Origin of the sequence: Yoonia maricola, from assembly GCF_002797915.1 — a bacterium.
GTDB classification, from domain to species: domain Bacteria; phylum Pseudomonadota; class Alphaproteobacteria; order Rhodobacterales; family Rhodobacteraceae; genus Yoonia; species Yoonia maricola.
This window is the reverse complement of record NZ_PGTY01000004.1, coordinates 223826-247314: the sequence shown is the minus strand read 5'-3', so window position 1 is coordinate 247314 and position 23489 is coordinate 223826. Positions and strand designations below refer to the sequence as shown.

The window sequence follows — 23489 nt, the reverse complement described above, 5'->3', positions numbered from 1 at the left end:
ACCGTTCATAAAGGTAAATATATGACCCAGATTATCGACCAATTCGCCGACATCTCGGGCCAATATGACGCCGCTTTTGTGGACCTTTGGGGGTGCATGCATAACGGCATCACTGCCCTGCCTGACGCCGTGACCGCCATGCAGAAATACCGCGCGTCCGGTGGGATTGTCGTACTTGTGACGAACTCTCCCCGTCCGTGGGATTCGGTCGCGCACCAGATCAACGGGCTGGGCGTTCCGGATGATGCATGGGACGCGATTGCGACCTCTGGTGATAGCGCGCGGGCGGCGATGTTCCGGGGGATTGTGGGTGAGAAAATATGGTTCATGGGGGAAAGCCCGCGTGATGATGATTTCTTCAAGCCCCTGAAAATCATTGATGATCCAGTGAATATTCAGAAAGTGCCACTGGAAGAGGCCGAAGGCATCGTCTGCTGTGGCCCCTTTGACCCGCTGGCGGATGTTGATGTGAACCGGCCTGAGTTTCTTTATGCCAAACAAAAGGGTCTCAAGCTATTGTGTGCCAACCCCGATATCATCGTGGATCGAGGCGAGGTACGCGAGTGGTGCGCGGGCGCATTGGCCGCGCTTTATACCGAAATGGGCGGCGAGAGCCTGTATTTCGGCAAACCGCACCCACCGATTTACGACCTCGCGCGCCGTAGGCTCGCTGCATTAATGCATGCGCCATCTGATCCGCGTATTATGGCCATCGGCGATGGGGTCGGCACTGATATTCTGGGTGGCATGCAAGAAGACATCGACACGCTGTTTATCTCTGGTGGTTTGGCGGCGAAAGAAACCAAGACAGACCACCAGCCTGATCCAGCGGCCTTGAAAGCATATCTAGACGGGGCGCAAACCACCGCGACCTACACAATCGGGCAATTACGCTAGAGGAATCACTTGATCTTTCTGCATCCGCGAAGTAATAAAATTTTAATAACGCCGTGATATCGGAATTTTTGTTACTTTATGGAGCCCGACATGTTAGACAACGCACCCCGCGGCACGATCTGCATCGAAGATATCGAAATCGGCATGGTCCGATCACTCCGTAAAATGATTACGGATCGGGACATTGAGATGTTTGCCGAGGTCTCAACCGATCGGAACCCAGTGCATCTGGATGAAGACTATGCGCAAGATACGATCTTTGGTGGCCGTATCGCGCATGGGATGCTGACTGCTGGTTTGGTCAGTGCCGTGATTGGTGAGCAATTGCCGGGGCATGGGACGGTTTATCTGGGGCAGAACCTGAAATTTCTTGCCCCCGTACGCCCTGGCGACATGGTGCTGGCCGAAGTTGAGGTGACCGAGATTGATCATTCCAAGCGGCGGGTCACGATGAATACGCGCTGTATTGTGAATGATAAAAAGGTGCTGGTTGGTGATGCGACTGTGTTGGCGCCATCGCGGAAATTCGACTAGCACTTATTTAAGCCTGCGACTTTCTGCGCGCAGAAGCCCGTAAGGGGTGATAAGCGGTGCTTGCACGGCCCTGCGGCGTCGGCTACCCAAAGCCATGCATATCATTCGTGACACCGTTTTTATTGATCCATCCGACCGTGGTGCTGCGGCGGCGATTGGCAATTTTGATGGTGTGCATATTGGGCATCAAGCGGTCATCGACCTGACGCGCGAGGCGGCGAAAGCCACGCGCGCGCCTTTAGGCATCATGACGTTTGAACCGCATCCGCGCAGCTATTTCTCACGCGATCCCAAGCCCTTCCGCTTGATGAACGCAGAGGCACGCGCGAACCGTTTGGCCAAGCTTGGTGTGGAAAAGCTCTATGAGGTGCCCTTCAACGCCGCTCTTGCGAGCCTCAGCCCCCGCGATTTTGCGCAGACGATCATTGCCGATCAACTGGGGCTTAAGCACGTCGTTGTCGGGGCTGATTTCTGCTTTGGCAAAGACCGTACCGGGACGGTTGAAGACCTGCAAAACTTTGGCACCGAAATGGGTTTTGGCGTCACCATCGCGCCAATTGTCGCCATCGACACCGCCAACGTGTCCTCAACCGCGATCCGCCAAGCGCTGACCGACGGCAAGCCACGCGATGCTGCTGCGATGCTGGGGCATTGGCACCGGATCGAAGGCGAGGTTATTCGCGGCGACCAACGCGGCCGCGATCTGGGGTATCCTACTGCGAATATGTCGATCAGCGGTCTCCATCCGCCGAGGTTTGGCGTTTATGCTGTGAAGGTTGATGTGCTAGATGGCCCACACAAGGGGACATATGATGGCGCGGCGTCTATCGGGGTTCGCCCCATGTTTGGGGAAAACGTGCCGAACTGCGAGACTTTCATTTTTGATTTCAAGGGCGACTTGTACGGGTCCACCCTTTCGGTCGCTCTTGTCGATTTCCTACGCCCTGAGCTGAAGTTCGAAGGCGTTGATAAGTTAGTCACCCAAATGGACGCCGATTGCGTGACTGCCAGAGATATCCTCGCCGATGTCCGCTGAAATTCCCCGTGATGGCCTGACCTCTCGGTTCTGGGAAACCAAGCCGATGAAGGACCTGAACCAACAGGAATGGGAAGCGCTGTGTGATGGCTGCGGCAAATGTTGCCTGAACAAGCTGGAAGATGACGATGGGACCGTCGCCCTGACCCGCATAGCCTGTCGTTTGCTGGATGGCGAAAGCTGCCTGTGCAGCAACTACACTGACCGCCACAAATACGTGCCCGAATGCATCGTGCTGACGCCCAAAACCATCGAGGACAACCTGTATTGGCTGCCTATGACCTGCGGCTATCGCTTGGTTTATGAAGGCCGCCCACTTTATGACTGGCACCCGCTGATTTCGGGCAATCCGGCGTCGGTGCATCAGGCGGGTGTGTCTGTCAAAGGTATGACCATCCCTGAAATCAACGTCGATGAGGACGATTGGGACGACCATATAATTGAGGAGCCACTTTAGATGTATTTCGCCTCAGACAATGCAGGCCCCGCCCATCCAAAGGTGATGGAGGCGCTGGTCGCGGCCAACGCAGGCTATGCCATGGGCTATGGTGCTGATCCGATCATGGACGCGGTACGCGCGCAGATACGCGCGATTTTTGAGGCGCCGGAAGCCGCCGTTTACCTGATCATCAACGGGACCGCCGCCAATTCTGTCCTGCTCTCTGCGATGACAAAACCGTGGGAGACGATTTTTTGCACAGACTGCGCCCATATCCATGAGGATGAGTGCAACGCCCCGGAGTTTTATACTGGGGCAAAGCTGACCTTGGTACCAACCGCCAACGGCAAGATGACTGCGGATGGGTTGCGCGAGAAAATCCTTGGGGAGGAAAATCGCGGTGTGCATGGCCCACAGCGGGGGCCACTATCGATCACCCAGGTGACCGAAAAAGGGACGCTCTATACCCTTGATGAAATCCGGGCGTTGACCGCCACGGCGCAAGAGTTCGGCATGCAGACCCACTTGGATGGTGCGCGCTTTGCGAATGCGCTGACTGCTTTGGACTGTTCCGCCGCTGAGATGACGTGGAAGGCCGGTGTCGATACCGTCAGCTTTGGCGGCACCAAGAATGGCCTGCTGGGGGTGGAGGCTTGTGTGATTTTCGACCCCGAAATCGCATGGGAATTTGAATTGCGCCGTAAGCGGGGTGGGCATTTGCTATCAAAGCATCGTTATCTGTCGGCGCAGATGCAGGCGTATCTGGCCGATGGGTTGTGGCTGGATATGGCACGATCAGCGAACGCACGCTGCGTTCAATTGGCCGAAGGGCTGCGCAGGCACAATGCGGCGACGATGCTGTTTGAACCACAAGCCAACATGATCTTTTTTGAGATACCTCGTCGTGAGCATAAGCGGATGCTGGATGGTGGTGCGGTCTACTATGTCATGAATGGCGACCACAACGTAGGCGACCCCGATGAACCGCTGATTGGGCGTTTGGTCTGTGATTGGTCGATGACCGAGGATGGCGTCAGTCAGTTTCTGGATCTGCTGCGCGGATAATCGCGGCGACCTCATCACTGTGGGTCAGCGGTAGCATATGCGCAGCCTCTGCAATCTCGTGATCTGTCGCATTTGGGATACGCTTTACCAACACGCGGTGGATTTCCGTGATCACTGGCTGCGTGTCCGCCCCGCGGATCAAGGTCACGGGGATGTTCAACGCCCCTAGCCGCTCGGCTGAGGTAATCCCGGCGGCGTCTTCTTCAATTGGTGCTGCACCTGCGACGATCAAATGAATGCGTTGGGCCAGTTTGGCCTGCATGCGCGCCGGGATATCCGCCCAAGGGGTCGCCCCCCACAGGCTGTTAAAGACCTCTGCCGCGCGTGCTTCGTCGCCGGTCAACATCGCGCCCACGAAAGGGCGGAAGTTTTTGGCATGCTGCGCGTGCGCCGGCGTGCCTTTGGCAGCGGCGAAATAGACCGGTTCGATCAAGGTCAGCCGGTTGACCAGATCGGGGCGTTCAATAGCCAGCCGCAAAGCCGCAGTCGCACCAAAGGAATGGCCGATCAAATGCGTTGGACCATCGCAGCACGCGGCGGCGGCTTCGAAAACAAGCGTTTGATAGTCCCGCTTGCCGTCCCAATCATCGCTGCGCCCATGCCCCGGCATATCGATCAAACTCACCTGCCCGCCGACCGCTTCGGCCAAGGGCAGCAGAGCTTTGTGATTAGACAAGGCACAATGCACCATCACGGCGGGCGCACCTGCACCCACCGTGACCGCATGCACATGATGGCCTGAGACGTCGGGCACTAAAGCTTGCCAGACAGATACGCATCCAGATCGTCGATCCGGTCTTCGCCCCAGAAACGCTCATTCGTATCGGTGATAAAGAAGGGGGCGCCGAATGCCCCTGCGCTGACCGCATCTTCGAGGTTTTTGGCAAAGGTATCGGCTGCGGTGAGCATGTCCTTATCGGCCAATGCAGGATCGAGCCCGGATTCTTTCAAGCAGTCGCGGACGACATCGTCCTGGCTGATATCACGTTCTTCCGCCCAGCAGGCAGCACCGAAGGCTTTCACCAATTCTGCCACATCCTCACCCGCGTTTTGGGCGGCGATAATAGCATAGGCGGATGGCGCGCCATTCGTCGGCCAGAACATTGGTTTGAGGTTCAATGGCATGCCCAATAGTTTGGACCGCCGCGCCATGTCTTGCAGGCGGTATTCCTGCCGGTTGGGGTGACGGTCCTTGGGTGGGGTGCCGCCGGTACGCGCGAACAGCGCCATGATATCGAGTGGTTTATAGGTGATCGTGGCCCCATGTTTCTTTGCAATTTCCGCCGGGCGCGTGCCGCTGAGGTAGGTAAATGGCGAAAGGGTAGCGAAGTAATAGTCGATATGGGGCATTTTGCGGCTCCTTTGGCTGCTGAATTCTTTGCGAGACGGTAAGCTTGTGCTACCCGGTGTCAACGCCACGATTCTGTTACATTTGTGTAAACGCCCCTTCTGCCAAAGGACCCCTTCTTATGCCCACAATGATCGAGCCCAAGCTGATTTCCGGTAACGCCAATCAGCCCCTCGCCACATCAATCGCGCGCCGCATGTCGATGCACCGCGGCATGGAAGTGGGCCTGTGTGATGCGCGGGTCGAACGGTTCAACGATGGTGAGATCTTTGTAGAGGTGTTTGAGAACGTGCGCGGTGAGGACATGTATATCGTCCAGCCCACGTCGAACCCCGCCAACGACAACCTGATGGAGCTGCTGATTATCGCCGATGCGCTGCGCCGTTCCTCGGCTGCGCGTATCACGGCAGTCATTCCTTACTTTGGCTATGCCCGACAGGATCGCCGCTCAAAGGCCCGCACCCCGATCACGGCCAAGCTGGTGTCGAATATGATCGTAGAAGCCGGTATTGAACGCGTTTTAACCCTGGATTTGCATGCCACGCAGATTCAGGGTTTTTTCGATATTCCGGTCGATAACCTCTATGCCTCGCCCATCTATGCGCTGGATGCGATGCATAACTTCCGGGGCAAGATGGATGAGGTGATGGTCGTATCCCCCGACGTGGGCGGCGTGGCCCGCGCCCGTGATCTGGCGCAGCGCATTGGAGCGCCCCTTTCCATAGTCGATAAGCGCCGGGGCAAACCCGGCGAGGTCGCAGAGATGACCGTCATCGGTGATGTGAAAGACAAGGTTTGCGTGATTGTGGACGATATCGTTGATACGGCAGGTACGCTTTGTAAAGCCGCCGAGGTGCTGATGGAGAACGGAGCGAAAGAGGTTCATTCCTATATCACACACGGTGTGCTGTCCGGCCCGGCGGTAGAGCGGGTATCGAAATCCGTGATGAAAAGCCTCGTGATCACCGATACGATTGCCGCCACAGAGGCCGTGAAAGCCTGTAAGAACATCCGTATCGTGCCAACAGCGCCGATGTTTGCCCAAGCCATCCTGAATACGTGGAACGGCACCTCTGTCTCGTCATTGTTCGACCACAAGACGCTGGGGCCAATCTATGAAGGGCTTTATGCGGCAGAGTAGGCCATTGATGTCGCGTCAATGATGACCCAATCCGTTGATCCCGGATTGGGTCTGTTCTTCAGGCTCAGAAAAGGTATGTCGTCTTTAGTGAGACCGATTCAAACGTCGGCTCATACACGTCATCTGGCAGAGTGCCCGTATTCTCGAGATTATCGTAAATCAATTCAAGACGCATCGATCCCGAACCAACAGGGATCTGCGCACCAAAACCAACAGTCGCACCAGATGCCGTACCAGTATCAGTCTCGCCCGTCGGCTCAATCGCACCCTCGCCAGACATAAACGCAATACCAATGGTGCCAAACACATCAATTCCATTGCTAAGTTCGACACCTGCCAAACTGCGCAAACGTACGGTCGATGTATGCGTACAGAAATACGGGCCATCCGCAAAACCATCGTCGCATGTTACATCTTCAAACGACAGTTCTGCATCCCCGACGGGAACATCAATATCAATTTCGCCAGCATAGAAGTAGTTGCCTTGTTCCCGTTTATATCCAAGGGTCGCGCCGATGGTTGGATATCCACCACTACTGTTATCGCCAAATTCCGGCTCAGAAGTTGAGTCCGCATAGCCAAAACCAACGCCATAATAGACCCCATCGGCATGTGCAGCTGGCACCGTAAGCAAAAGCGCTACGGCGATTGCATTCACTCTTATTGTCATCTCAAATTTCCTATTCAAGTCAGGTATGTTGCGCCCGCTTATTGATTGGAATCCACATAAATTAGGCACTGAAGTGTATTGATTATGGTTTACGAACGTTGGTGTTACCAAAAGGTTAACGCGCTCAGTAAAGTTCCCAACCGTCGTCATTGGGCAACTCACCATAGGATGTCCAAGCGACGCGCACGCGCGCGACTTGGGTGTCAGACCATGTGCGGAAAACGATTGTGAAACCAACCTCAGTGATTTCTTCGGCCTGCACATCAGCACGGATGTTGGTGTTGTTCGATATATCCCACATCGACATCGATACCTGCACATGTGGCGGGGTCGCATAGGCCTGCGCAAAACTGACGGCTGCCCGTGACTGTCGCGGCCCTTCGCCACGCCACATCTGGCCGTCGTCTTCAAAATCAGAGAAAAGCACCACATCACCGTGGTCAATCCCGATTGTGCCACTCTGAAATCGACGCATTATCAATCCAACGTTTTCTTAACCCATAATAACACTTGGTTAATGAATCACTGATAGCTCAACCTGTACGGTTTTTAAATGTCAGGTGAGTTGTCGCTGTGAAATACCCATTTATTATAAGGTCTTTAACAACTTACGCGCTGGTTTTGGCACTGTCGGCTTGTGGCGGTGGTGGAGGTAGCGGCGGTGATGATACTGGCGGAGGAGGAGGCGGTGATGGTGATACTGGCGGCGGTGGCGACGACGGCGGAGATGGTGGTGGTGGTACGCCAACCAGCCCATTCACCGCACCAACCGAGGCGCAGGCGCTATACTTTGTCACCCAGATGCCGGATGAGTTCGCTGCCGTTAAAAACGCCTACAACGTCGGTGGCCTGACACCCTTTGCGGATCTGCCCGCACCAAGCACGCTGAATTATAGTGGCTTTATGGAACTTGCCTTTACCAGCACACCGAACGCGAACATCACCAGCCAGGCCTCTCTGTCGGTTGATATGCAAACTGGCGCGACCACCGGCAGCGCGTCAGAGTTCATGGGATGGGTCGCCAACCCCGAAACCGGACTGGAGGATCTGGCGCTTTATGAAGGCGATGTCGTGATGTCGGGTGGGAACATTTTTGCGGGCACGAGTGGGCAGACACAGTACAACATGCAGATCAACGGGGCGCTTAATAACGGCGAACAGGCTTTCACCGTCAATGGGCAATTGAACGGTTTCATCTACGGGCCGACCGCCGATGGGGTGTTTGTGTCGGGCAGCGACTTCGGGACGAACAGCGATCTCGATTTCACCGCTGACGGACAGGGTGTGTTCGGGACGGCAGCGCTTTGGGGGCTGAAAGACTAGCGGCAAAGGGCGTGGCCAGAAAGGCAGGCAATCCTGACCGCGGCCAGACGTTCAGAGCGTCGCGTGAGTTGACCGTTCTGCGGAACAAAGCGGACACTGGTTAATGTCGATTGAATGCCCGCCTTCTAGTCGTCAAATATGATCAATCGACAACTTCGGTGTCGAAATCAGAGATAGACCAAAATCTACAACCTCGACCCTGTTCAAACGTTGGACAGCGCCGATCGAGAACCAGGCAGCCGCGGCAGTTGTATCATCGTCCCTGAAATCGGTCTTAAGTTCACCAGATAAGTTCCGTGCTTTGAATATCAGGCGGAGTGCGAGGCCGCGCTGTCCTCGCTCGGACGTTCTTTCGTCAAACCACTCTGACTGTGCCCCCAACAAGGTGCCGATATCTGCGCTAAGGCCGGTCTCTTCTCCCAGTTCACGGAGTGCTGTCTCGTGTGCCTGCTCACCCCATTCCATACCCCCGCCCGGCAACGTCCAAGCTCCCGATTTGGGATGACCCGGTTTGCTAAATTGTGTCAGCAAAATCTGTTGTTGGGCGTCAACGGCCACCACATAGGCGGCTGCCCTTTGCCAATCGATACTCATTCCAGCGCCTGCTCAGTTTTCCGAGAAGGAGACTTTGGCCGCAATGCAGCAATCTTGCAAGTTGGGCTCATTCAAGACCTTTGCCGCCGCGCGTATCAAATGCCGCTTCACCACTCAGTGTTCGATATGTGTGCCGTAAAGTTTAGCCACGCCGGGCTCTACACGGAAAAGGCCCCGCGCAAGCGAGGCCTTTCTATTCACTTTTGGAACGCTTAGTTCTTCGCGGTCAGACCGATGTGTCCGCCAATAGCCACCATATCAGACAGCAGCTTGGCTGCGTCATCTACTGGACCGGGTTCGTTCTTGAAGGTCTCTTGCGCACGCCCGTAGGCTGCTTTCGCATCTTCGACCATCTGGTCATAGACCTCTTGCGTCACTTCGTCCTTGGGCAGCGCCTGTTCGGCCAGAACCGACACGCCTGCCGCTGTAATCTCGGCAAAGCCACCGGAGACAACGTAGGCATCAGACCCGCCGCTGTGCACCACTGTCAGGACGCCGGGGCGCAATGTCGTGATCGTTGGCGCATGGTCAGCCATGGCTGTCATGTCGCCATCTGCGCCGGGGATCTGAACCTCGGACGCCTCGACCGACGCCAGGCGGCGTTCGGGCGAGACCAGATCGAATTGTAGGTTTGCCATGATGGCTTCTCCTTAAGCTGCGTCGGCAGCCATTTTCTCGGCTTTGGCTTTCACTTCTTCGATGCCGCCAACCATGTAGAAGGCGCCTTCAGGGAAGTGATCGTATTCGCCGGCAACAACAGCCTTGAACGACGCGATTGTGTCTTCCAGTGGCACCTGAACGCCCGGCGAACCAGTGAACACCTGCGCCACGTCAAACGGCTGCGACAGGAAGCGTTCGATCTTACGTGCACGGGCAACGGTCAGTTTGTCTTCTTCTGACAGTTCGTCCATGCCCAGAATGGCGATGATATCCTGCAATGACTTGTAGCGCTGCAACATCTGCTGCACGTCAGCCGCAACGGCATAGTGCTCTTCCCCAACAATCGCAGGGTCCAGCAGACGCGATGTGGAATCGAGCGGGTCAACCGCCGGGTAGATACCCTTTTCCGAAATCGCACGGTTCAGAACGGTTGTCGCGTCCAAGTGCGCAAAGGATGTCGCTGGCGCAGGGTCGGTCAAGTCATCCGCAGGCACGTAGATCGCCTGAACGGAGGTAATCGAGCCGTTCTTTGTCGATGTAATCCGTTCCTGCATCGCACCCATATCTGTCGCCAGTGTTGGCTGGTAACCCACGGCGGATGGGATACGACCCAAAAGTGCCGACACCTCGGAACCCGCTTGTGTAAAGCGGAAGATGTTGTCGACGAAGAACAGAACGTCTGTACCGGACTGATCGCGGAAGGATTCTGCCATTGTCAGACCAGACAGGGCCACACGCATACGCGCACCCGGAGGCTCGTTCATCTGACCGTAAACCAATGCCACTTTGGATTTGGTCAGGTCTTCGGCGTCGATAACACCGGATTCGATGAATTCGTAGTAAAGGTCGTTGCCTTCACGTGTCCGCTCGCCCACGCCAGCGAAGACGGAGTAGCCAGAGTGCACTTTCGCGATGTTGTTGATCAGTTCCTGAATAAGAACGGTTTTACCAACACCCGCACCACCAAAGAGGCCGATTTTACCGCCCTTCGCATATGGCGCCAGCAGGTCGATCACTTTGATGCCTGTTACCAGAACCTCAGACGCTGTAGACTGCTGTTCAAAAGCGGGCGCATCCGCGTGGATGGAACGGCGATCTTTTTCACCGATGGGGCCTTTTTCGTCCACAGGCTCCCCCACAACGTTCATGATGCGGCCCAATGTGGCGTCGCCCACGGGCACAGTGATGGTTGTGCCGGCGTCTGTGACGTCCTGACCGCGGACCAGACCTTCGGTTGAGTCCATCGCAATCGCACGAACCGTATTTTCACCAAGGTGCTGGGCCACTTCCAACACCAGCTCTTTGCCGTTGTTGTCAGTTGTCAGCGCGTTCAGAATCTCGGGCAGGTGGTCATCGAACTGCACGTCGACGACAGCGCCGATGACCTGCGTGATCTTGCCTTTTGCATTTGCCATTTTCGTATTCTCCGGGGTCTAGAGCGCTTCCGCGCCCGAAATAATTTCAATCAGCTCGTTGGTGATCACGGCCTGACGTGAGCGGTTAAACTGGATCGTCAGCTTGTCGATCATCTCGCCTGCGTTGCGTGTCGCGTTGTCCATCGCTGACATACGTGCACCCTGCTCGGACGCGGCATTTTCCAGCAGCGCGCTGAAGATTGCCGTGGCCACACCGCGTGGCAGCAGGTCAGCAAGGATTTCTTCCTCACCAGGCTCGTAGTCATAAAGCGTGACGTCAGCATCTTCTTCCTGCTCAAACTTGGCGGGAATGATCTGCTGGGCCGTTGGGTGCTGTGTCACGACGTTTTCAAAGCGCGCAAAGAAGATCGTCGCGACATCGAATTCTTCGGCGTCGAAACGGCCAAGGATGTCTTTGGCGATGCCCTGTGCGTCGGCGTAGCCCACGCGCTTGACCTCTGTCAGGTCAACGTGCCCGACAAAGTGATCGCCCAATTCACGCTTGATCGCATCGCGGCCTTTCTTGCCGACCGTGATGATTTTCACGGTCTTGCCTTCGCCGATCAGCTTTTGCGCATGCGTCTTGGCCAGCTTGGCAATGTTGCCGTTAAAGCCACCGCACAAGCCACGTTCAGCGGTCATTATGATCAGCAGTTGCACCTGATCACTGCCCGTTCCGGACAACAGTTTCGGTGCGCTATCTGATCCGCCGACCGACGCAGCAAGCCCGGCCATCACGGCGTTAAACCGTTCTGTGTAGGGGCGCGATGCCTCGGCTGCATCTTGGGCGCGGCGCAGTTTTGCGGCCGCGACCATCTGCATGGCCTTTGTGATCTTGCGGGTCGATTTGACCGACTCGATCCGATTTTTCAGGTCCTTAAGACTAGGCAAAGCAAAGTCTCCTTTGTCTCAAAGATTAAGCGAAGTCTTTTGCGAAAGAGTCGATTGCCGCTTTGATTTTCTCTTCGGCTTCACCTTTGATCTTCGGGTCTTCCTTGGTGATCATGTCGAGCACTTCAGAAGCGTTTGTCCGCAGGTGGTTCAGCAAACCAGCCTCGAAGCGGCCAACCTCTTTCACGTCAACCTTGTCGAGATAGCCGTTCGTACCTGCATAGATGACGCAAACGATCTCGGCGTTGGTCAGCGGCGAATACTGGGGCTGCTTCATCAGCTCGGTCAGGCGTGCACCACGGTTCAGCAACTGCTGTGTGGCGGCGTCCAGATCGGAACCAAACTGCGCAAAGGCGGCCATTTCGCGGTACTGCGCAAGCTCAAGCTTCACAGGACCCGCAACCGATTTCATCGAGTTTGTCTGCGCGGCAGAACCCACACGCGAAACGGATAGACCAGTGTTCACCGCAGGGCGGATGCCCTGATAGAACAGCTCGGTTTCAAGGAAGATCTGACCGTCGGTGATCGAAATCACGTTGGTCGGAATAAACGCCGAAACGTCACCACCTTGGGTTTCAATGATCGGCAGCGCCGTCAACGAACCGGAACCGTTGTCTTCGTTCAGCTTTGAAGACCGCTCCAACAGGCGAGAGTGGAGGTAGAAAACGTCACCTGGGTAGGCTTCACGCCCGGGTGGGCGACGCAGCAGCAGGGACATCTGGCGATAAGACACAGCCTGCTTGGATAGGTCATCATAGATGATCAGCGCGTGGCGGCCATTGTCGCGGAAATGCTCGGCCATCGCGGTTGCAGCGTATGGTGCAAGGAATTGCATTGGTGCAGGGTCGGATGCGGTTGCAGCCACAACGATGGAATATTCAATCGCGCCGCTCTCTTCGAGCTTCTTCACCAACTGCGCAACGGTAGAACGTTTCTGACCAACGGCAACGTACACGCAGTACAGCTTCTGACCTTCCTCGGTCGCTGCGTCGTTATAAGACTTCTGGTTCAGGATCGTATCAAGTGCCACAGCAGTTTTACCTGTCTGACGGTCACCAATGATCAATTCGCGCTGGCCACGGCCAATCGGGATCATCGCGTCAACGGATTTCAGACCAGTCGCCATCGGCTCGTGTACCGATTTACGTGGGATAATGCCGGGGGCCTTACTGTCAGCAACGGCGCGTGTCTTGGTCTTGATCGGGCCTTTGCCGTCCAGCGGGTTACCAAGACCATCAACAACGCGGCCAAGCAGTTCGTCACCCACAGGCACGTCCACGATGGACTTGGTGCGCTTAACGGTGTCGCCTTCTTTAATGTCACGGTCGGAACCGAAGATAACAACACCCACGTTGTCAGCTTCAAGGTTCAGGGCCATCCCGCGGATCCCACCGGGGAATTCAACCATCTCGCCGGCTTGGACATTATCAAGACCGTAAACACGGGCGATACCGTCACCTACGCTCAATACGCGGCCAACTTCGGCCACTTCGGCTTCTTGACCGAAGTTTTTGATCTGGTCCTTCAGGATCGCAGAAATTTCAGACGCTTGGATCGCCATTTATCCGACCTCTTTCATTGTGTTCTGGAGTGCGTTGAGCTTGGAGGCGATCGACGTGTCGATCATCTTGGAGCCCACTTTGACAATAAGACCGCCAATGATGCTTTCATCGACGGTTTCTTTGATGGTGACAGATTTGCCCACTTGGGCTTTGAGCGTTTTCGCCAGCTTGTCCGCCTGCGCCTTGGTCAGCGCCTTGGCTGTTGTGACCTCTGCGGTCACTTCGCCACGCTCTTCGGACAGCATGTCCTGCAGAACGGCCAGCAGCTGTGGCAACACAAACAAACGGCGCTTGCTTGCGAGCAGCGCCAATACATTGCTTGTGGTGTCTGAGAGTTTCATTTTCTTGGCGATTGCGGTGATCGCGCCAGACTGTTCATCACGGCTATACAGCGGTGAGGTCAGCAAAGTGCGCAGATCGGCGCTTTCGGCCATCGCTGCTTCTAAAGTCGCAACATCTGATTCGAGTGCTTTGATCGCCTTGCCTTCTTTGGCGAGGTCGAACACGGCAGTTGCATAGCGCGCGGCGATGCCTGTCGAAATACCAGCAGTTTCGGACACGTGGAGCCTTCCGATATCTTGGGCCCGGTTCCGCACCCCCGATGAACGGGTGGCGAAAGGGCAACTTCTTTGGCCCTCACGAATGCGAGAGCGGCAAAATCTTGCGCGATGTAGCAGAGCCCTTCTGGTGCCGCAAGCACCCTGCGCTAAGAATCCACCGCACTGACCCGCATATGGGGCGTTCATGACAGATGAACAGGTTCTTGAGCCTAATTCGCAGTCAATTTCCAAAGATTTCACAAGAAACGGAAAAAGCGCGGAACCCGAAGGCCCCGCGCTTTTGTGAATCTTCATCCGATTGTTCGGATGAAGGGAATCGTTGGTCGTTCTTTAAGTCCCTACGCTGGCCAGCGTGGCCCATGCCGTGCCGGTAAAGACCTGCAATTCTGCGTCATCCTTGACCCAGGCCATCCATCCTTCGCGCGGTGTAACAAAAAGCCAGCCGCCACCGCGCCATGTTGCGATTTGCCCGCCTTGGCCCGCCCAATCGCCTGTTGGCGACGCACTCAGCGCCCAGGCTTCGCCTTCGCTTGGCAGCACGGGCGGGGTTACTGCATCGCTGTCTTCCAGCGTCAATTGGACAATCGTATCAAGCAGTTCGATCGCTTCGTTATGGGTGACATGCTTTTGGGCCTGTGCCGGCATAATGAATGGCATCGCAAGATTTGGGGTCTGTTCTGACATAAGGGTGCGCCTTCCGCTGAGAAATGGGATCGCGCGCAGTATTTGGGTCAAAGTGTCAGAAAAATCTTACATTAATGTACGTAACGTTAACCTTACATTAAGGGCTTCCACTTCATGACTGGTTAACAACTACTTTACGAGTCGAGTGAAGACCCATGTCAAAACGCGCGCTAATTACCGGGATTACCGGACAAGATGGTTCCTACCTTGCTGAACTTCTACTGGCGAAAGGGTATGAGGTGCATGGGATCAAACGCCGCTCATCCTCGCTGAATACCGAACGGGTTGATCACATCTATCAGGATCCGCAGACCGATGATGCGCGTCTGATCCTGCACTATGGCGATCTGACCGACAGCTCGAACTTGACGCGCGTGTTGTCAGAGGTGCAGCCAGATGAGGTCTATAACCTTGGTGCGCAAAGCCATGTCGCCGTCAGTTTTGATACCCCCGAATACACCGCCGATGTCGATGCACTTGGTACCCTGCGCTTGCTGGAGGCGATCCGCTTTCTGAAGCTGGATCAGACAACGCGCTTCTATCAGGCATCAACCTCTGAGCTTTATGGTCAGGTCCAGCAGACACCCCAAACTGAACTCACGCCTTTCCACCCCCGCAGCCCTTATGCCGTGGCCAAACTTTACGCCTATTGGGCCTGCGTGAACTACCGCGAAGCTTATGGGATGTATGCCTGCAACGGCATCCTGTTTAATCATGAAAGCCCACGGCGGGGAGAGACCTTTGTGACCCGCAAGATCACACGCGGGTTGTCGCAGGTGGCACTTGGCTTGCAGGACTGCCTTTATCTGGGCAACCTTGATGCGAAACGCGACTGGGGACATGCGAAGGATTTCGTCGAAATGCAGTGGCTTATGCTGCAACAAGAGCGGGCTGAGGATTATGTGATCGCAACCGGTGAGCAGCATTCGGTGCGCGATTTCGTGAAGTGGACCGCTACAGAGCTGGGCATGAAGCTGGCTTTCAGTGGCAGGGGCACGCAGGAAATAGCGACGGTTGTTGCAGTAAACTCTAACCGCGCCCCGCACGTGCGGCCCGGCGATGTCGTCATGCGCATTGACCCACGCTATTTCAGGCCCGCCGAGGTCGAGACGCTCTTGGGTGATCCGACCAAAGCGAAAAAGCAATTGGGTTGGGTGCCGACGACAACACCGCAGGACCTGTGCGCCGAAATGGTCGCAGAAGACCTAAAAATCGCCCAGCGCCATGCGCTTTTGCGGGAACATGGCATGGATATGCCCGTGGCGCTGGAGGCGTAACCCATGCGGATTTTTCTGGCAGGCCATAACGGCATGGTAGGCAGTGCAATCATGCGCAAGCTGGTGGCGACAGGCGATCATGATGTGGTCACTGTCGCGCACGCAACGCTGGACCTGACAGATCAGGCCGCCGTGCGGTCTTTTGTCTGGGCGAAAAGGCCTGATCTGGTGATCATCGCCGCTGCAAAGGTTGGGGGCATTGTCGCCAATCACACCCGTCCTGCCGATTTCATCCAAGACAACCTGATGATCGCCAGCAACCTGATCCACGAGGCCCACGCGGCAGGTGTGCAGCGTCTGATCCAACTGGGGTCGTCTTGCATCTATCCCCGCGACACGCCGCAGCCGATCCCTGAAAGCGCGCTGATGACCGGGCCGCTCGAACCGACGAATGAGCCTTATGCCTTGGCCAAGATCGCTGCCATCAAACTGTGCGAAAGCTATAATCGGCAGTATGGGCGCGACTACCGTTCACTGATGCCGACGAATCTCTATGGCCCCGGCGATAACTTTCACCCTGATCATTCCCATGTCCTGCCAGGCCTGCTGCGCCGCTATGATGATGCCGTCCGCAACCATCAGCGTGCTGTCACGATTTGGGGCACCGGCACGCCGCGGCGCGAATTTTTGCATGTCGATGATCTGGCCGATGCAGTGCTGTTCACGATGGGGTTGAGCCATGCGCAATACACGGCTGCGACCAAGCCCATGCAAAGCCATCTGAACGTGGGCACCGGCAAAGACATCAGTATACTGAAATTGGCCCATATGGTCGCCGATCTGACCGGGTTCCGTTGCGATACAGAAACCGACCCCAGCAAGCCGGACGGGACGCCGCGCAAGCTGCTTGATACATCCGTGATGCAGAGCCTTGGCTGGCAGCCGAAGATATCGCTGCGCGACGGTCTTGCCCAGACGTATGACTGGTACTGCGCGATGCAGGAGGCGGGCCAAATCTTGCGCGCCTCATGAAGATCACACCCGTTATTCTATGTGGCGGATCAGGCACCCGGCTGTGGCCTTTGTCGCGCAAAAGCTATCCCAAGCAGTTCTCGCCCTTTATTGGCGAGCACAGCCTGTTTCAGACCTGTGCCAAACGTCTGAATTCCGAGGCTTTCACCGCACCGGTGATCGTCACCGGCGACCCGTTTCGCTTTATTGTGCTGCAACAGTTACAAGACGTCTGCATTGAACCTGACACTGTGCTGATTGAGCCCGTGGGGCGTGACACGGCCCCTGCCATTATTGCAGCCGCATTGCAGGTCGCTGAAAGCGATCCTGACGCGCTGCTGTTGGTCGCGCCGGCAGATCATCTGATCCCGGACGAGGCCGCCTTTCGCGATAGTATCGAGGTCGCTATCCCTGCCGGCCGCGCAGGTCAGCTTGTCACCTTTGGGATCAAACCGGACCATGCTGAGACCGGCTATGGCTACCTTGAACTTGATCCGATGACGCAAGGCTGCACCGCGCCGGTCCCGCTGCGCCGCTTTATTGAAAAACCGGATGCTGACGCAGCGGTTAAGATGCTATTGTCAGGTCATTACCTGTGGAACGCCGGGATCTTTCTGTTCACGGCCAAGGCGATTATTGATGCTTACCGCACCCATGCCAGCAATACCTATGCTTGCGTGAAAGCCGCCCTTGATGAAGGTATGACCGATCTGTCGTTCATGCGACTTGCACCCGGCCCCTGGGCTGAGGCGGATGCGACGTCGATAGACTATGCCATCATGGAAAAGGCCACGAACCTCAGTGTCGTACCCTATCACGGCACATGGTCCGACCTTGGCGATTGGGCTGCCGTCTGGCGCGAAACGCAGGCTGACGGTGTCGCCACAGCGGGCGATACCACAGCGATTGATTGCCAGCGCGTGCTGTTGCGCAGCGAGGTTGAAGGACAAAGCCTTGTCGGGATCGGGCTGGAGGATATCGTGGCCGTCGCCATGCCGGATGCTGTGCTGATCAGCCACAAGGACCGGGCGCAGGATGTCAAACTTGCAGTGCGGACATTGCAGGAGAATGGCACCAAACAGGCAGAGGTCTTTCCCAAGGACCACCGGCCATGGGGTTGGTTTGAAAGCCTTGCCATGGGGGATCGGTTTCAGGTCAAGCGCATTGTAGTCAATCCCGGTGCTGCCTTATCCTTGCAATCCCACCACCACCGGTCGGAACACTGGATCGTTGTGCAAGGAACCGCAAACGTGACCGTAGGCAACAAAATGGACCTCGTGACCGAAAACCAATCGATCTACATCCCTCTTGGCACGCGCCACCGTCTGGAAAACCCTGGCAAACTGCCCATGGTCCTGATTGAGGTCCAAACAGGCGCCTATCTGGGAGAAGACGATATCGTAAGGCATGAAGATATGTACGCCCGCGCCTAAGGCGGAAGACCGGCGATCTTTGACCCTCCGGCAGGGGCCGTCGAGTCCCGACAGCGGGTGACTTCGAACAATACGAGTGCAAAGGTCAAACATTTTTGACGCAGACCGGACTTTCACTGCGACCCAGGCCAAGGGCGATAGTGCGGGACGAAGCGGACTTTAAGGTTGTCTGCTGCAAGGTCTGCTTAGTGCAAAATCGATGATTGAGTTGTTCCTAGACTTGCTGGCGCTGTTGTCTGTTGGTGTTGTCTTTGGGCGACGAGAATTAAGGATCACTGGCACTGTTCCAATGTGAAGGTTCATGTTAAACCATGATGATGACTGGCTTATCTACGCAACCGCCAGCTATTGCTGTCATCTGCCGTATTGCTTCGAAGAAGCTATGGCATAGCTGGCCGAAACTCCGGCTGGACGATTAATCCTTTGTTACTGCTGTTTTCAGCATCTTTCCTTCAGGGCTTCTTTCATGTTCCGCTTCAATAGGTCCAGGCTTCAACAGCGACTACAAAATGCACCGACCAGTCCACTTGAAGAGCTTCAAGCCCGCCTGAATGCCAGACCTGAAAAGACGTCGCTCGGTGGTGCGCCGATGACGGATGCTGAGCGCCAATGGGTACACTTGGCGCTGCAACAACGGCGGGCGCTGATTGTATGGCGCTACGTGGCAACTGCACTGACGTTACTTCTCGTCGCGTTTTTGCCGATATGGATTATTACGCTTGGTTACATGACCACAGACAGACCCTTAGTACCGGTAACGCGGGGTGGCGCTGCGATCTTTTTTGCTGTTGTGCTGTTTTGCGTTGGTTTGTCGGTCATGACGATCTGGACACAACGCGTCGCCTTTCAAAATCTTAGGCACGGCTTGTTCGCGCGTGTACCGAAAGACCTCGCTGCAATCACGGCCACCGGTCAGCTTCACCTTAGGGGCGATGATGAAGAAATCGTGGTCGCGATGGCCATCTCTCGACCTGGACAATCCGTGCGGCAGGACATCTACGATGTCCAGATACCTGCCCATTGGGCCAAGTATGTCACGGACAAACCGTATGAGCTTCGTCTGGCCAAGGTCTCGGCCAGCGATATCAGTACAACCATAAGATCACTGATCGTATTCCGGCATGGAGACATCGGTGGCATCAATCACTTAGCTTTGCAGTATGCGACTTATTCGGACGCTCTATATGTCCTGCTGGCTGCGGGGCCTTTCAGTGTTGATTCCGAGGTGAAGGCAGGGCTTGGAATGCCAAGGCTGCGCAGTGGGGCCGCTTTGCAGATCTACATCAGCAAGCCAATCGTCTGTGCCTTTATAGCCATGGGCGCTTGGATTTGGTTGGATGTGTCGAACGGTGTTCCGCCCGCTCTTCAGGCGGTCTTCGCAGTTTTTACCGCGGCGCTTCTTCCCTTGACCTTTACAGTTCTATCTCGTCGCGCAATCAACCGTCGCACGGTTCAGTATTATGAACTTCAGCGGTGACTGGTTCTTCCAAAACAAGTGGCCCACTTTGCGTACAGTCTTACCAGTCGCACGCCGCATCTTCGGCGCGATAAAGTAGGTAGCGGGTCGGGGAGCCCGGAACTTGCTCGCTGAGGTCGGTTTCCACAAATTCATCAACACAGGTCATGTCGTCGCCAATTAACCGAAAGCCGGTTGTCTCGATTAAGACACTCTCGAGACTAAAGCGGATGACGGCAAATGAGCCCCCATCACAATCGGTGTGAAACTCCAGCGGAGACATAAAGTTGGCCGCTGATTGAAGGACCCGTTGCCCGCCGTAGCCTTCACGGGCCGCGTGTCCCTGATCGGCCAGCAGGACCTCGACATCTACGGCTGTGATGTCCCTGGTGAGATCATCCAACTGCGAGAAATCGAGGCTGATGCGATCCACAACTTGATCGGGATGCGCTTGAAGGTGTTGCAAGGAATAGTCCCGCACGTAACACCCCAAAGGCAAACGTTCGGACATCACAGGAGTCGCCAAGCAGATTGCCGTGCAAATTGCGACGCGGACTTTGGAAATGATGTGCACCTTGCGCTGTCTCCTTCACCGAACCAACGACGCCGATGGCGCGAACCGTCGCGCGCAGCAGGACGTCACATACTACGGCAAATATACCTTCGGCAATGCACATCTCAGCAAGAGTGAAGGTTGGCTATAATCTACATTTACGACCCAAATGAACCGACAGGGTGCAATGAGGCCGCTGACGCACATCGTCGGAAAGGACATTTGTGCGCTGCACAGCATCCGTCACTTTGGGCTCCTTTTCCTCCTTTTCTACATGATGTGCGAAAGTCCAGTTTGCCGTTTTGGGTCAGTTGATGACGCAAAGGTCAAAGTCGTATGACGCCCGACACCTCAGTACAGTTGAACCTATGCGCCTGACTGCATAGACACGCATTACACATTTGGAGGTCGTCATGCGCGTATTGGTCACCGGCGGCGCCGGGTATATCGGCAGTCATACATTGTTGGAACTGATGGCGCAGGGCCATGAGGTCTGTGTGCTGGACAACTACAGCAACGCCACACCAGAGGTTTTGACGCGTGTGCGATCGCTCTCAAACGGGGTAATGCATGACTATGTGGGTGACGTGCGTGACGCAGATAAGCTTGATGAGGTAATGCAGGATTTTCAGCCAGAGGCAGTAATCCATTTTGCCGGGCTCAAGGCTGTGGGCGAAAGCACGCAGAAGCCGCTGCATTATTATGATGTGAATGTGTCTGGCACGCTCACTCTACTACATGCCATGGGCCGTGCGGGCTGCAAGCGTATCGTGTTTTCTTCATCCGCGACGGTGTATGGCGAACCCGTCTACCTGCCTTATGATGAGGCACACCCCACCAATCCCACATCTGTTTATGGACGCTCCAAGCTGATCGCAGAGCAGATCCTGACGGATTGGACCGCCGCCTATCCTGAAAGCACAGCAGTTCTGTTGCGTTATTTTAACCCGGTTGGCGCCCATGCCTCTGCCCAGATCGGCGAAGACCCCAAAGATATCCCCAACAACCTGATGCCCTTTATCGCGCAGGTTGCTGTGGGCAAGCGCGATGCATTGCAAGTATTTGGCGATGATTATGATACGCCGGACGGCACCGGGATGCGCGACTATATCCATGTGGTTGACCTCGCCCGCGCGCATGTTGCGGCGATCACTTACGCCCAAGACGCCACCGGCGCGCGCCCTTTCAACATTGGCACCGGCCAAAGCTATAGCGTGCGCGACATGGTGGCGGCATTTGAGCGTGCTTGCGGCAAGCCCATTGCGACAAAACAGGCCCCGCGGCGAGAAGGTGATATTGCGGCCATGCAGGCGGATTCCACGCGCGCGAATGAGGAGCTGAAATGGGAAGCGGCACATGATCTGGATGCAATGACGGCAAGCACCTGGGCTTGGCAGTCCAAGAACCCGAATGGCTACGACGGTTCCTGATACGAAAAATGCCTTGCACCTAAGGTGCAAGGCACAATGAAGACGAACCGTTGAAACCTCACCACTGAAAAAATCCCCAATTATTTAAATAGATAACTACCACTCTGTCTTCTGTGCGTTTTGTCACAAAGAAAACCTCGTTACCTGCGACAAAATGGTACCTGCCAAAATCGGCAAAAGCGTTGTCAGCACCTCATATGCGTCGTCTTTCGAAGGCGCCTCGACATAAAGCCGCAATTCAGGCGCGTTACCTGACAACCGCAAGTGCACAACCAGCCCATTTTGCAGGGTCATGCGGAGCCCGTCAGTTTCATCAACCTCGGCGCAGGTGCTATCAAGGGATGCCAGAAAGGCCTCCCGCTCAGTCGCGCTTTGGCGTAGCTGATCAATGAAGGCGACAGCAGCATCGACATCAACATCCTGCAACCTGTCGGCTGCCGTGAAACGCGCTGGCTGCTGGGCGACTGACGCCTTTACACCGGTCTTCGCGCTTTGCGCTAAAACTGCGAGAATGGGAAGCACCGCGTCACGGGTCATCAAAGGCGGCAAATCCCCGGTGGGCCCCTGCGCTGTGAAACCCAAGAGAAAACCCCCGTTCGCCTCATACCCGACCACGGCCCCTGTGCTGGCTTGCATGCCCGCGATCACATGCGGCGATCCAATCGCGGTGCGCAAGACATGCGCAAACCGGCCAGACTGGGCTACGCCTGAGTTGGAAGAGATCGGGGTGACAACTGTATCCGCGCCCAGCGTTTCGGCAGTGATCTGGCCCAGGATATCCCCCGGCACAACTGTCCCACCCTCATCCGTCAAGAGCGGGCGATCACCATCGGCGTCGGTCGAGACAATGGCATCAAGCCCATGCCCTTGCGCCCAATCGCGCAATTGGTCGCGTAAATCGGCGGGTACCGCCTCTGTATCAATTGGCACAAACACATCGGAGCGGCCCAAGGACGTCACTTTTGCCCCAAGGCTGCGCAGCAGATCAGCCAGACTATCACGACCCACAGCGCTTTGTTCATAAAGCCCAAGGTGCAGACCGCCGAGAGCCTTGTCAAAGGCCGCCTGATATCGCGCTGCATAGCGGGCCTGCACATCTGTGGCGTTTGTCACAGAACCAACGGCATCAGCGGTACTCTTTTGCCCCAATGCGTTTTGGATCAATGCCTCTTCTGCCTTTGTGATTTCACCCGCTGGGGTATAGAATTTCAAACCATTGCGATCAGCCGGGATATGGCTGCCGGTCACCATGATGGCCGCCGCACCATCGGCCATTGCCGCATGCGCAAGCGCGGGTGTCGGTACTGCCTCGCAGCACGTCACCGTCAGACCGGCATTCGCAGCAGCGTGTCCCACGACATCGGCCAAATCGGGTGACGAAGCCCGTAGATCATGCCCAATATAAAGGCCCTTTCCGATTGGACAGCTCAGGGCAAAGGCGTGAACGTAGCGCGTGACGCAAGCCACTGTTAGCTCTGTCACAAGGCCGCGCAGGCCGCTGGTTCCGAATTTAGGGGGCATATGCGTGATCCAATTGCAGGGTGTCGCATGACAGACAATCAACTGTCAT

Annotated in this window: 25 protein-coding genes; 12 read left to right on the top strand and 13 right to left on the bottom strand. The window is 55.9% G+C overall.

From position 1 onward, the window contains the following. The first annotated feature begins 21 nt into the window (after positions 1-21). The 5 genes from BC777_RS18065 (at position 22) to BC777_RS18045 (ending at position 3971) form a co-directional block, all read left to right on the top strand. Positions 22-897, top strand: a complete 876-nt coding sequence (locus BC777_RS18065) for a TIGR01459 family HAD-type hydrolase (RefSeq protein ID WP_100369608.1) — start codon at positions 22-24, stop codon at positions 895-897. 90 nt (positions 898-987) lie between these two features. After that, positions 988-1431: a MaoC family dehydratase gene (locus BC777_RS18060; protein WP_100369607.1), complete on the top strand. Its 444-nt coding sequence runs from the start codon at positions 988-990 to the stop codon at positions 1429-1431. 94 nt (positions 1432-1525) lie between these two features. Continuing rightward, on the top strand, positions 1526-2467 hold the full coding sequence (locus BC777_RS18055; RefSeq protein WP_100369606.1) for a bifunctional riboflavin kinase/FAD synthetase: 942 nt from the start codon (positions 1526-1528) through the stop codon (positions 2465-2467). After that, a complete protein-coding gene (locus BC777_RS18050) occupies positions 2457-2924 on the top strand; it encodes a YcgN family cysteine cluster protein (protein WP_100369605.1) in 468 nt (155 codons plus the stop codon). The genes BC777_RS18055 and BC777_RS18050 overlap by 11 nt, the downstream gene beginning before the upstream one ends. Beyond that, positions 2925-3971, top strand: coding sequence for a threonine aldolase family protein (locus BC777_RS18045; RefSeq protein WP_100369604.1), 1047 nt, complete (start codon positions 2925-2927; stop codon positions 3969-3971). It abuts the gene before it with no gap. Here BC777_RS18045 and BC777_RS18040 read toward each other — a convergent pair. Beyond that, positions 3940-4725, bottom strand: coding sequence for an alpha/beta fold hydrolase (locus BC777_RS18040; protein WP_100369603.1), 786 nt, complete (start codon positions 4723-4725; stop codon positions 3940-3942). The genes BC777_RS18045 and BC777_RS18040 overlap by 32 nt on opposite strands. Further along, entirely contained in the window at positions 4725-5321 is a 597-nt protein-coding gene (locus tag BC777_RS18035; RefSeq protein ID WP_100369602.1) for a 2-hydroxychromene-2-carboxylate isomerase, read from the bottom strand. The genes BC777_RS18040 and BC777_RS18035 overlap by 1 nt, the downstream gene beginning before the upstream one ends. 119 nt (positions 5322-5440) lie before the next feature. On the opposite strand from BC777_RS18035, the gene BC777_RS18030 reads away from it, so the two are divergent. Next, complete coding sequence (locus tag BC777_RS18030; RefSeq protein WP_100369601.1) at positions 5441-6460, top strand: ribose-phosphate pyrophosphokinase; 1020 nt, start codon at positions 5441-5443, stop codon at positions 6458-6460. A gap of 64 nt (positions 6461-6524) precedes the next feature. On the opposite strand, the gene BC777_RS18025 is transcribed toward BC777_RS18030, so the two are convergent. Beyond that, positions 6525-7130 (bottom strand): outer membrane beta-barrel protein, encoded by a 606-nt coding sequence (locus BC777_RS18025; RefSeq protein WP_168769217.1) that lies wholly within the window; start codon positions 7128-7130, stop codon positions 6525-6527. Between the two features lie 124 nt (positions 7131-7254). Further along, positions 7255-7605 carry an H-type lectin domain-containing protein gene (locus BC777_RS18020; protein WP_100369599.1) on the bottom strand — a complete coding sequence of 117 codons (351 nt, stop codon included), beginning with the start codon at positions 7603-7605 and terminating at the stop codon, positions 7255-7257. A gap of 98 nt (positions 7606-7703) precedes the next feature. Here BC777_RS18020 and BC777_RS18010 point away from each other — a divergent pair, with 98 nt between their 5' ends. Beyond that, the gene (locus BC777_RS18010) at positions 7704-8453 is read left to right on the top strand and encodes a hypothetical protein (RefSeq protein ID WP_211095399.1); all 750 of its coding nucleotides are present in this window, start codon (positions 7704-7706) and stop codon (positions 8451-8453) included. A gap of 132 nt (positions 8454-8585) precedes the next feature. Here BC777_RS18010 and BC777_RS18005 read toward each other — a convergent pair whose 3' ends face one another. The 7 genes from BC777_RS18005 to BC777_RS17975 all read right to left on the bottom strand — a co-directional run bounded on the left by BC777_RS18005 (position 8586) and on the right by BC777_RS17975 (position 14819). After that, the gene (locus BC777_RS18005; RefSeq protein WP_100369597.1) at positions 8586-9047 is read right to left on the bottom strand and encodes an NUDIX hydrolase; all 462 of its coding nucleotides are present in this window, start codon (positions 9045-9047) and stop codon (positions 8586-8588) included. Between the two features lie 212 nt (positions 9048-9259). Further along, on the bottom strand, positions 9260-9685 hold the full coding sequence (locus tag BC777_RS18000) for a F0F1 ATP synthase subunit epsilon (RefSeq protein ID WP_100369596.1): 426 nt from the start codon (positions 9683-9685) through the stop codon (positions 9260-9262). Between the two features lie 12 nt (positions 9686-9697). After that, entirely contained in the window at positions 9698-11122 is a 1425-nt protein-coding gene (gene atpD / locus BC777_RS17995) for a F0F1 ATP synthase subunit beta (RefSeq protein WP_100369595.1), read from the bottom strand. 18 nt (positions 11123-11140) lie between these two features. Then, complete coding sequence (locus BC777_RS17990) at positions 11141-12013, bottom strand: F0F1 ATP synthase subunit gamma (protein WP_100369594.1); 873 nt, start codon at positions 12011-12013, stop codon at positions 11141-11143. A gap of 25 nt (positions 12014-12038) precedes the next feature. Continuing rightward, on the bottom strand, positions 12039-13574 hold the full coding sequence (atpA, locus tag BC777_RS17985; RefSeq protein ID WP_100369593.1) for a F0F1 ATP synthase subunit alpha: 1536 nt from the start codon (positions 13572-13574) through the stop codon (positions 12039-12041). Continuing rightward, on the bottom strand, positions 13575-14135 hold the full coding sequence (locus tag BC777_RS17980; RefSeq protein ID WP_100369592.1) for a F0F1 ATP synthase subunit delta: 561 nt from the start codon (positions 14133-14135) through the stop codon (positions 13575-13577). A 330-nt stretch (positions 14136-14465) separates the two neighbouring features. Further along, on the bottom strand, positions 14466-14819 hold the full coding sequence (locus BC777_RS17975; protein ID WP_100369591.1) for a DUF2793 domain-containing protein: 354 nt from the start codon (positions 14817-14819) through the stop codon (positions 14466-14468). A 155-nt stretch (positions 14820-14974) separates the two neighbouring features. Here BC777_RS17975 and gmd point away from each other — a divergent pair, with 155 nt between their 5' ends. The 4 genes from gmd to BC777_RS17955 all read left to right on the top strand — a co-directional run bounded on the left by gmd (position 14975) and on the right by BC777_RS17955 (position 19957). Further along, positions 14975-16096, top strand: coding sequence for a GDP-mannose 4,6-dehydratase (gmd, locus tag BC777_RS17970; protein WP_100369590.1), 1122 nt, complete (start codon positions 14975-14977; stop codon positions 16094-16096). Between the two features lie 3 nt (positions 16097-16099). Continuing rightward, a complete protein-coding gene (locus BC777_RS17965; protein ID WP_100369589.1) occupies positions 16100-17068 on the top strand; it encodes a GDP-L-fucose synthase family protein in 969 nt (322 codons plus the stop codon). Then, positions 17065-18480, top strand: a complete 1416-nt coding sequence (locus tag BC777_RS17960) for a mannose-1-phosphate guanylyltransferase/mannose-6-phosphate isomerase (protein ID WP_100369588.1) — start codon at positions 17065-17067, stop codon at positions 18478-18480. Before BC777_RS17965 ends, BC777_RS17960 begins: the two co-directional genes overlap by 4 nt. Positions 18481-18946: 466 nt before the next feature. Beyond that, on the top strand, positions 18947-19957 hold the full coding sequence (locus BC777_RS17955; protein ID WP_133122591.1) for a hypothetical protein: 1011 nt from the start codon (positions 18947-18949) through the stop codon (positions 19955-19957). Positions 19958-19997: 40 nt separating this feature from the next. On the opposite strand, the gene BC777_RS17950 is transcribed toward BC777_RS17955, so the two are convergent. After that, positions 19998-20447: a hypothetical protein gene (locus BC777_RS17950; RefSeq protein WP_133122590.1), complete on the bottom strand. Its 450-nt coding sequence runs from the start codon at positions 20445-20447 to the stop codon at positions 19998-20000. A 455-nt stretch (positions 20448-20902) separates the two neighbouring features. On the opposite strand from BC777_RS17950, the gene galE reads away from it, so the two are divergent. Further along, positions 20903-21919 (top strand): UDP-glucose 4-epimerase GalE, encoded by a 1017-nt coding sequence (galE, locus tag BC777_RS17945; RefSeq protein ID WP_100369585.1) that lies wholly within the window; start codon positions 20903-20905, stop codon positions 21917-21919. 123 nt (positions 21920-22042) lie between these two features. Here galE and BC777_RS17940 read toward each other — a convergent pair whose 3' ends face one another. Further along, the gene (locus tag BC777_RS17940; protein ID WP_168769216.1) at positions 22043-23440 is read right to left on the bottom strand and encodes a phosphohexomutase domain-containing protein; all 1398 of its coding nucleotides are present in this window, start codon (positions 23438-23440) and stop codon (positions 22043-22045) included. Positions 23441-23489 lie beyond the last annotated feature (49 nt).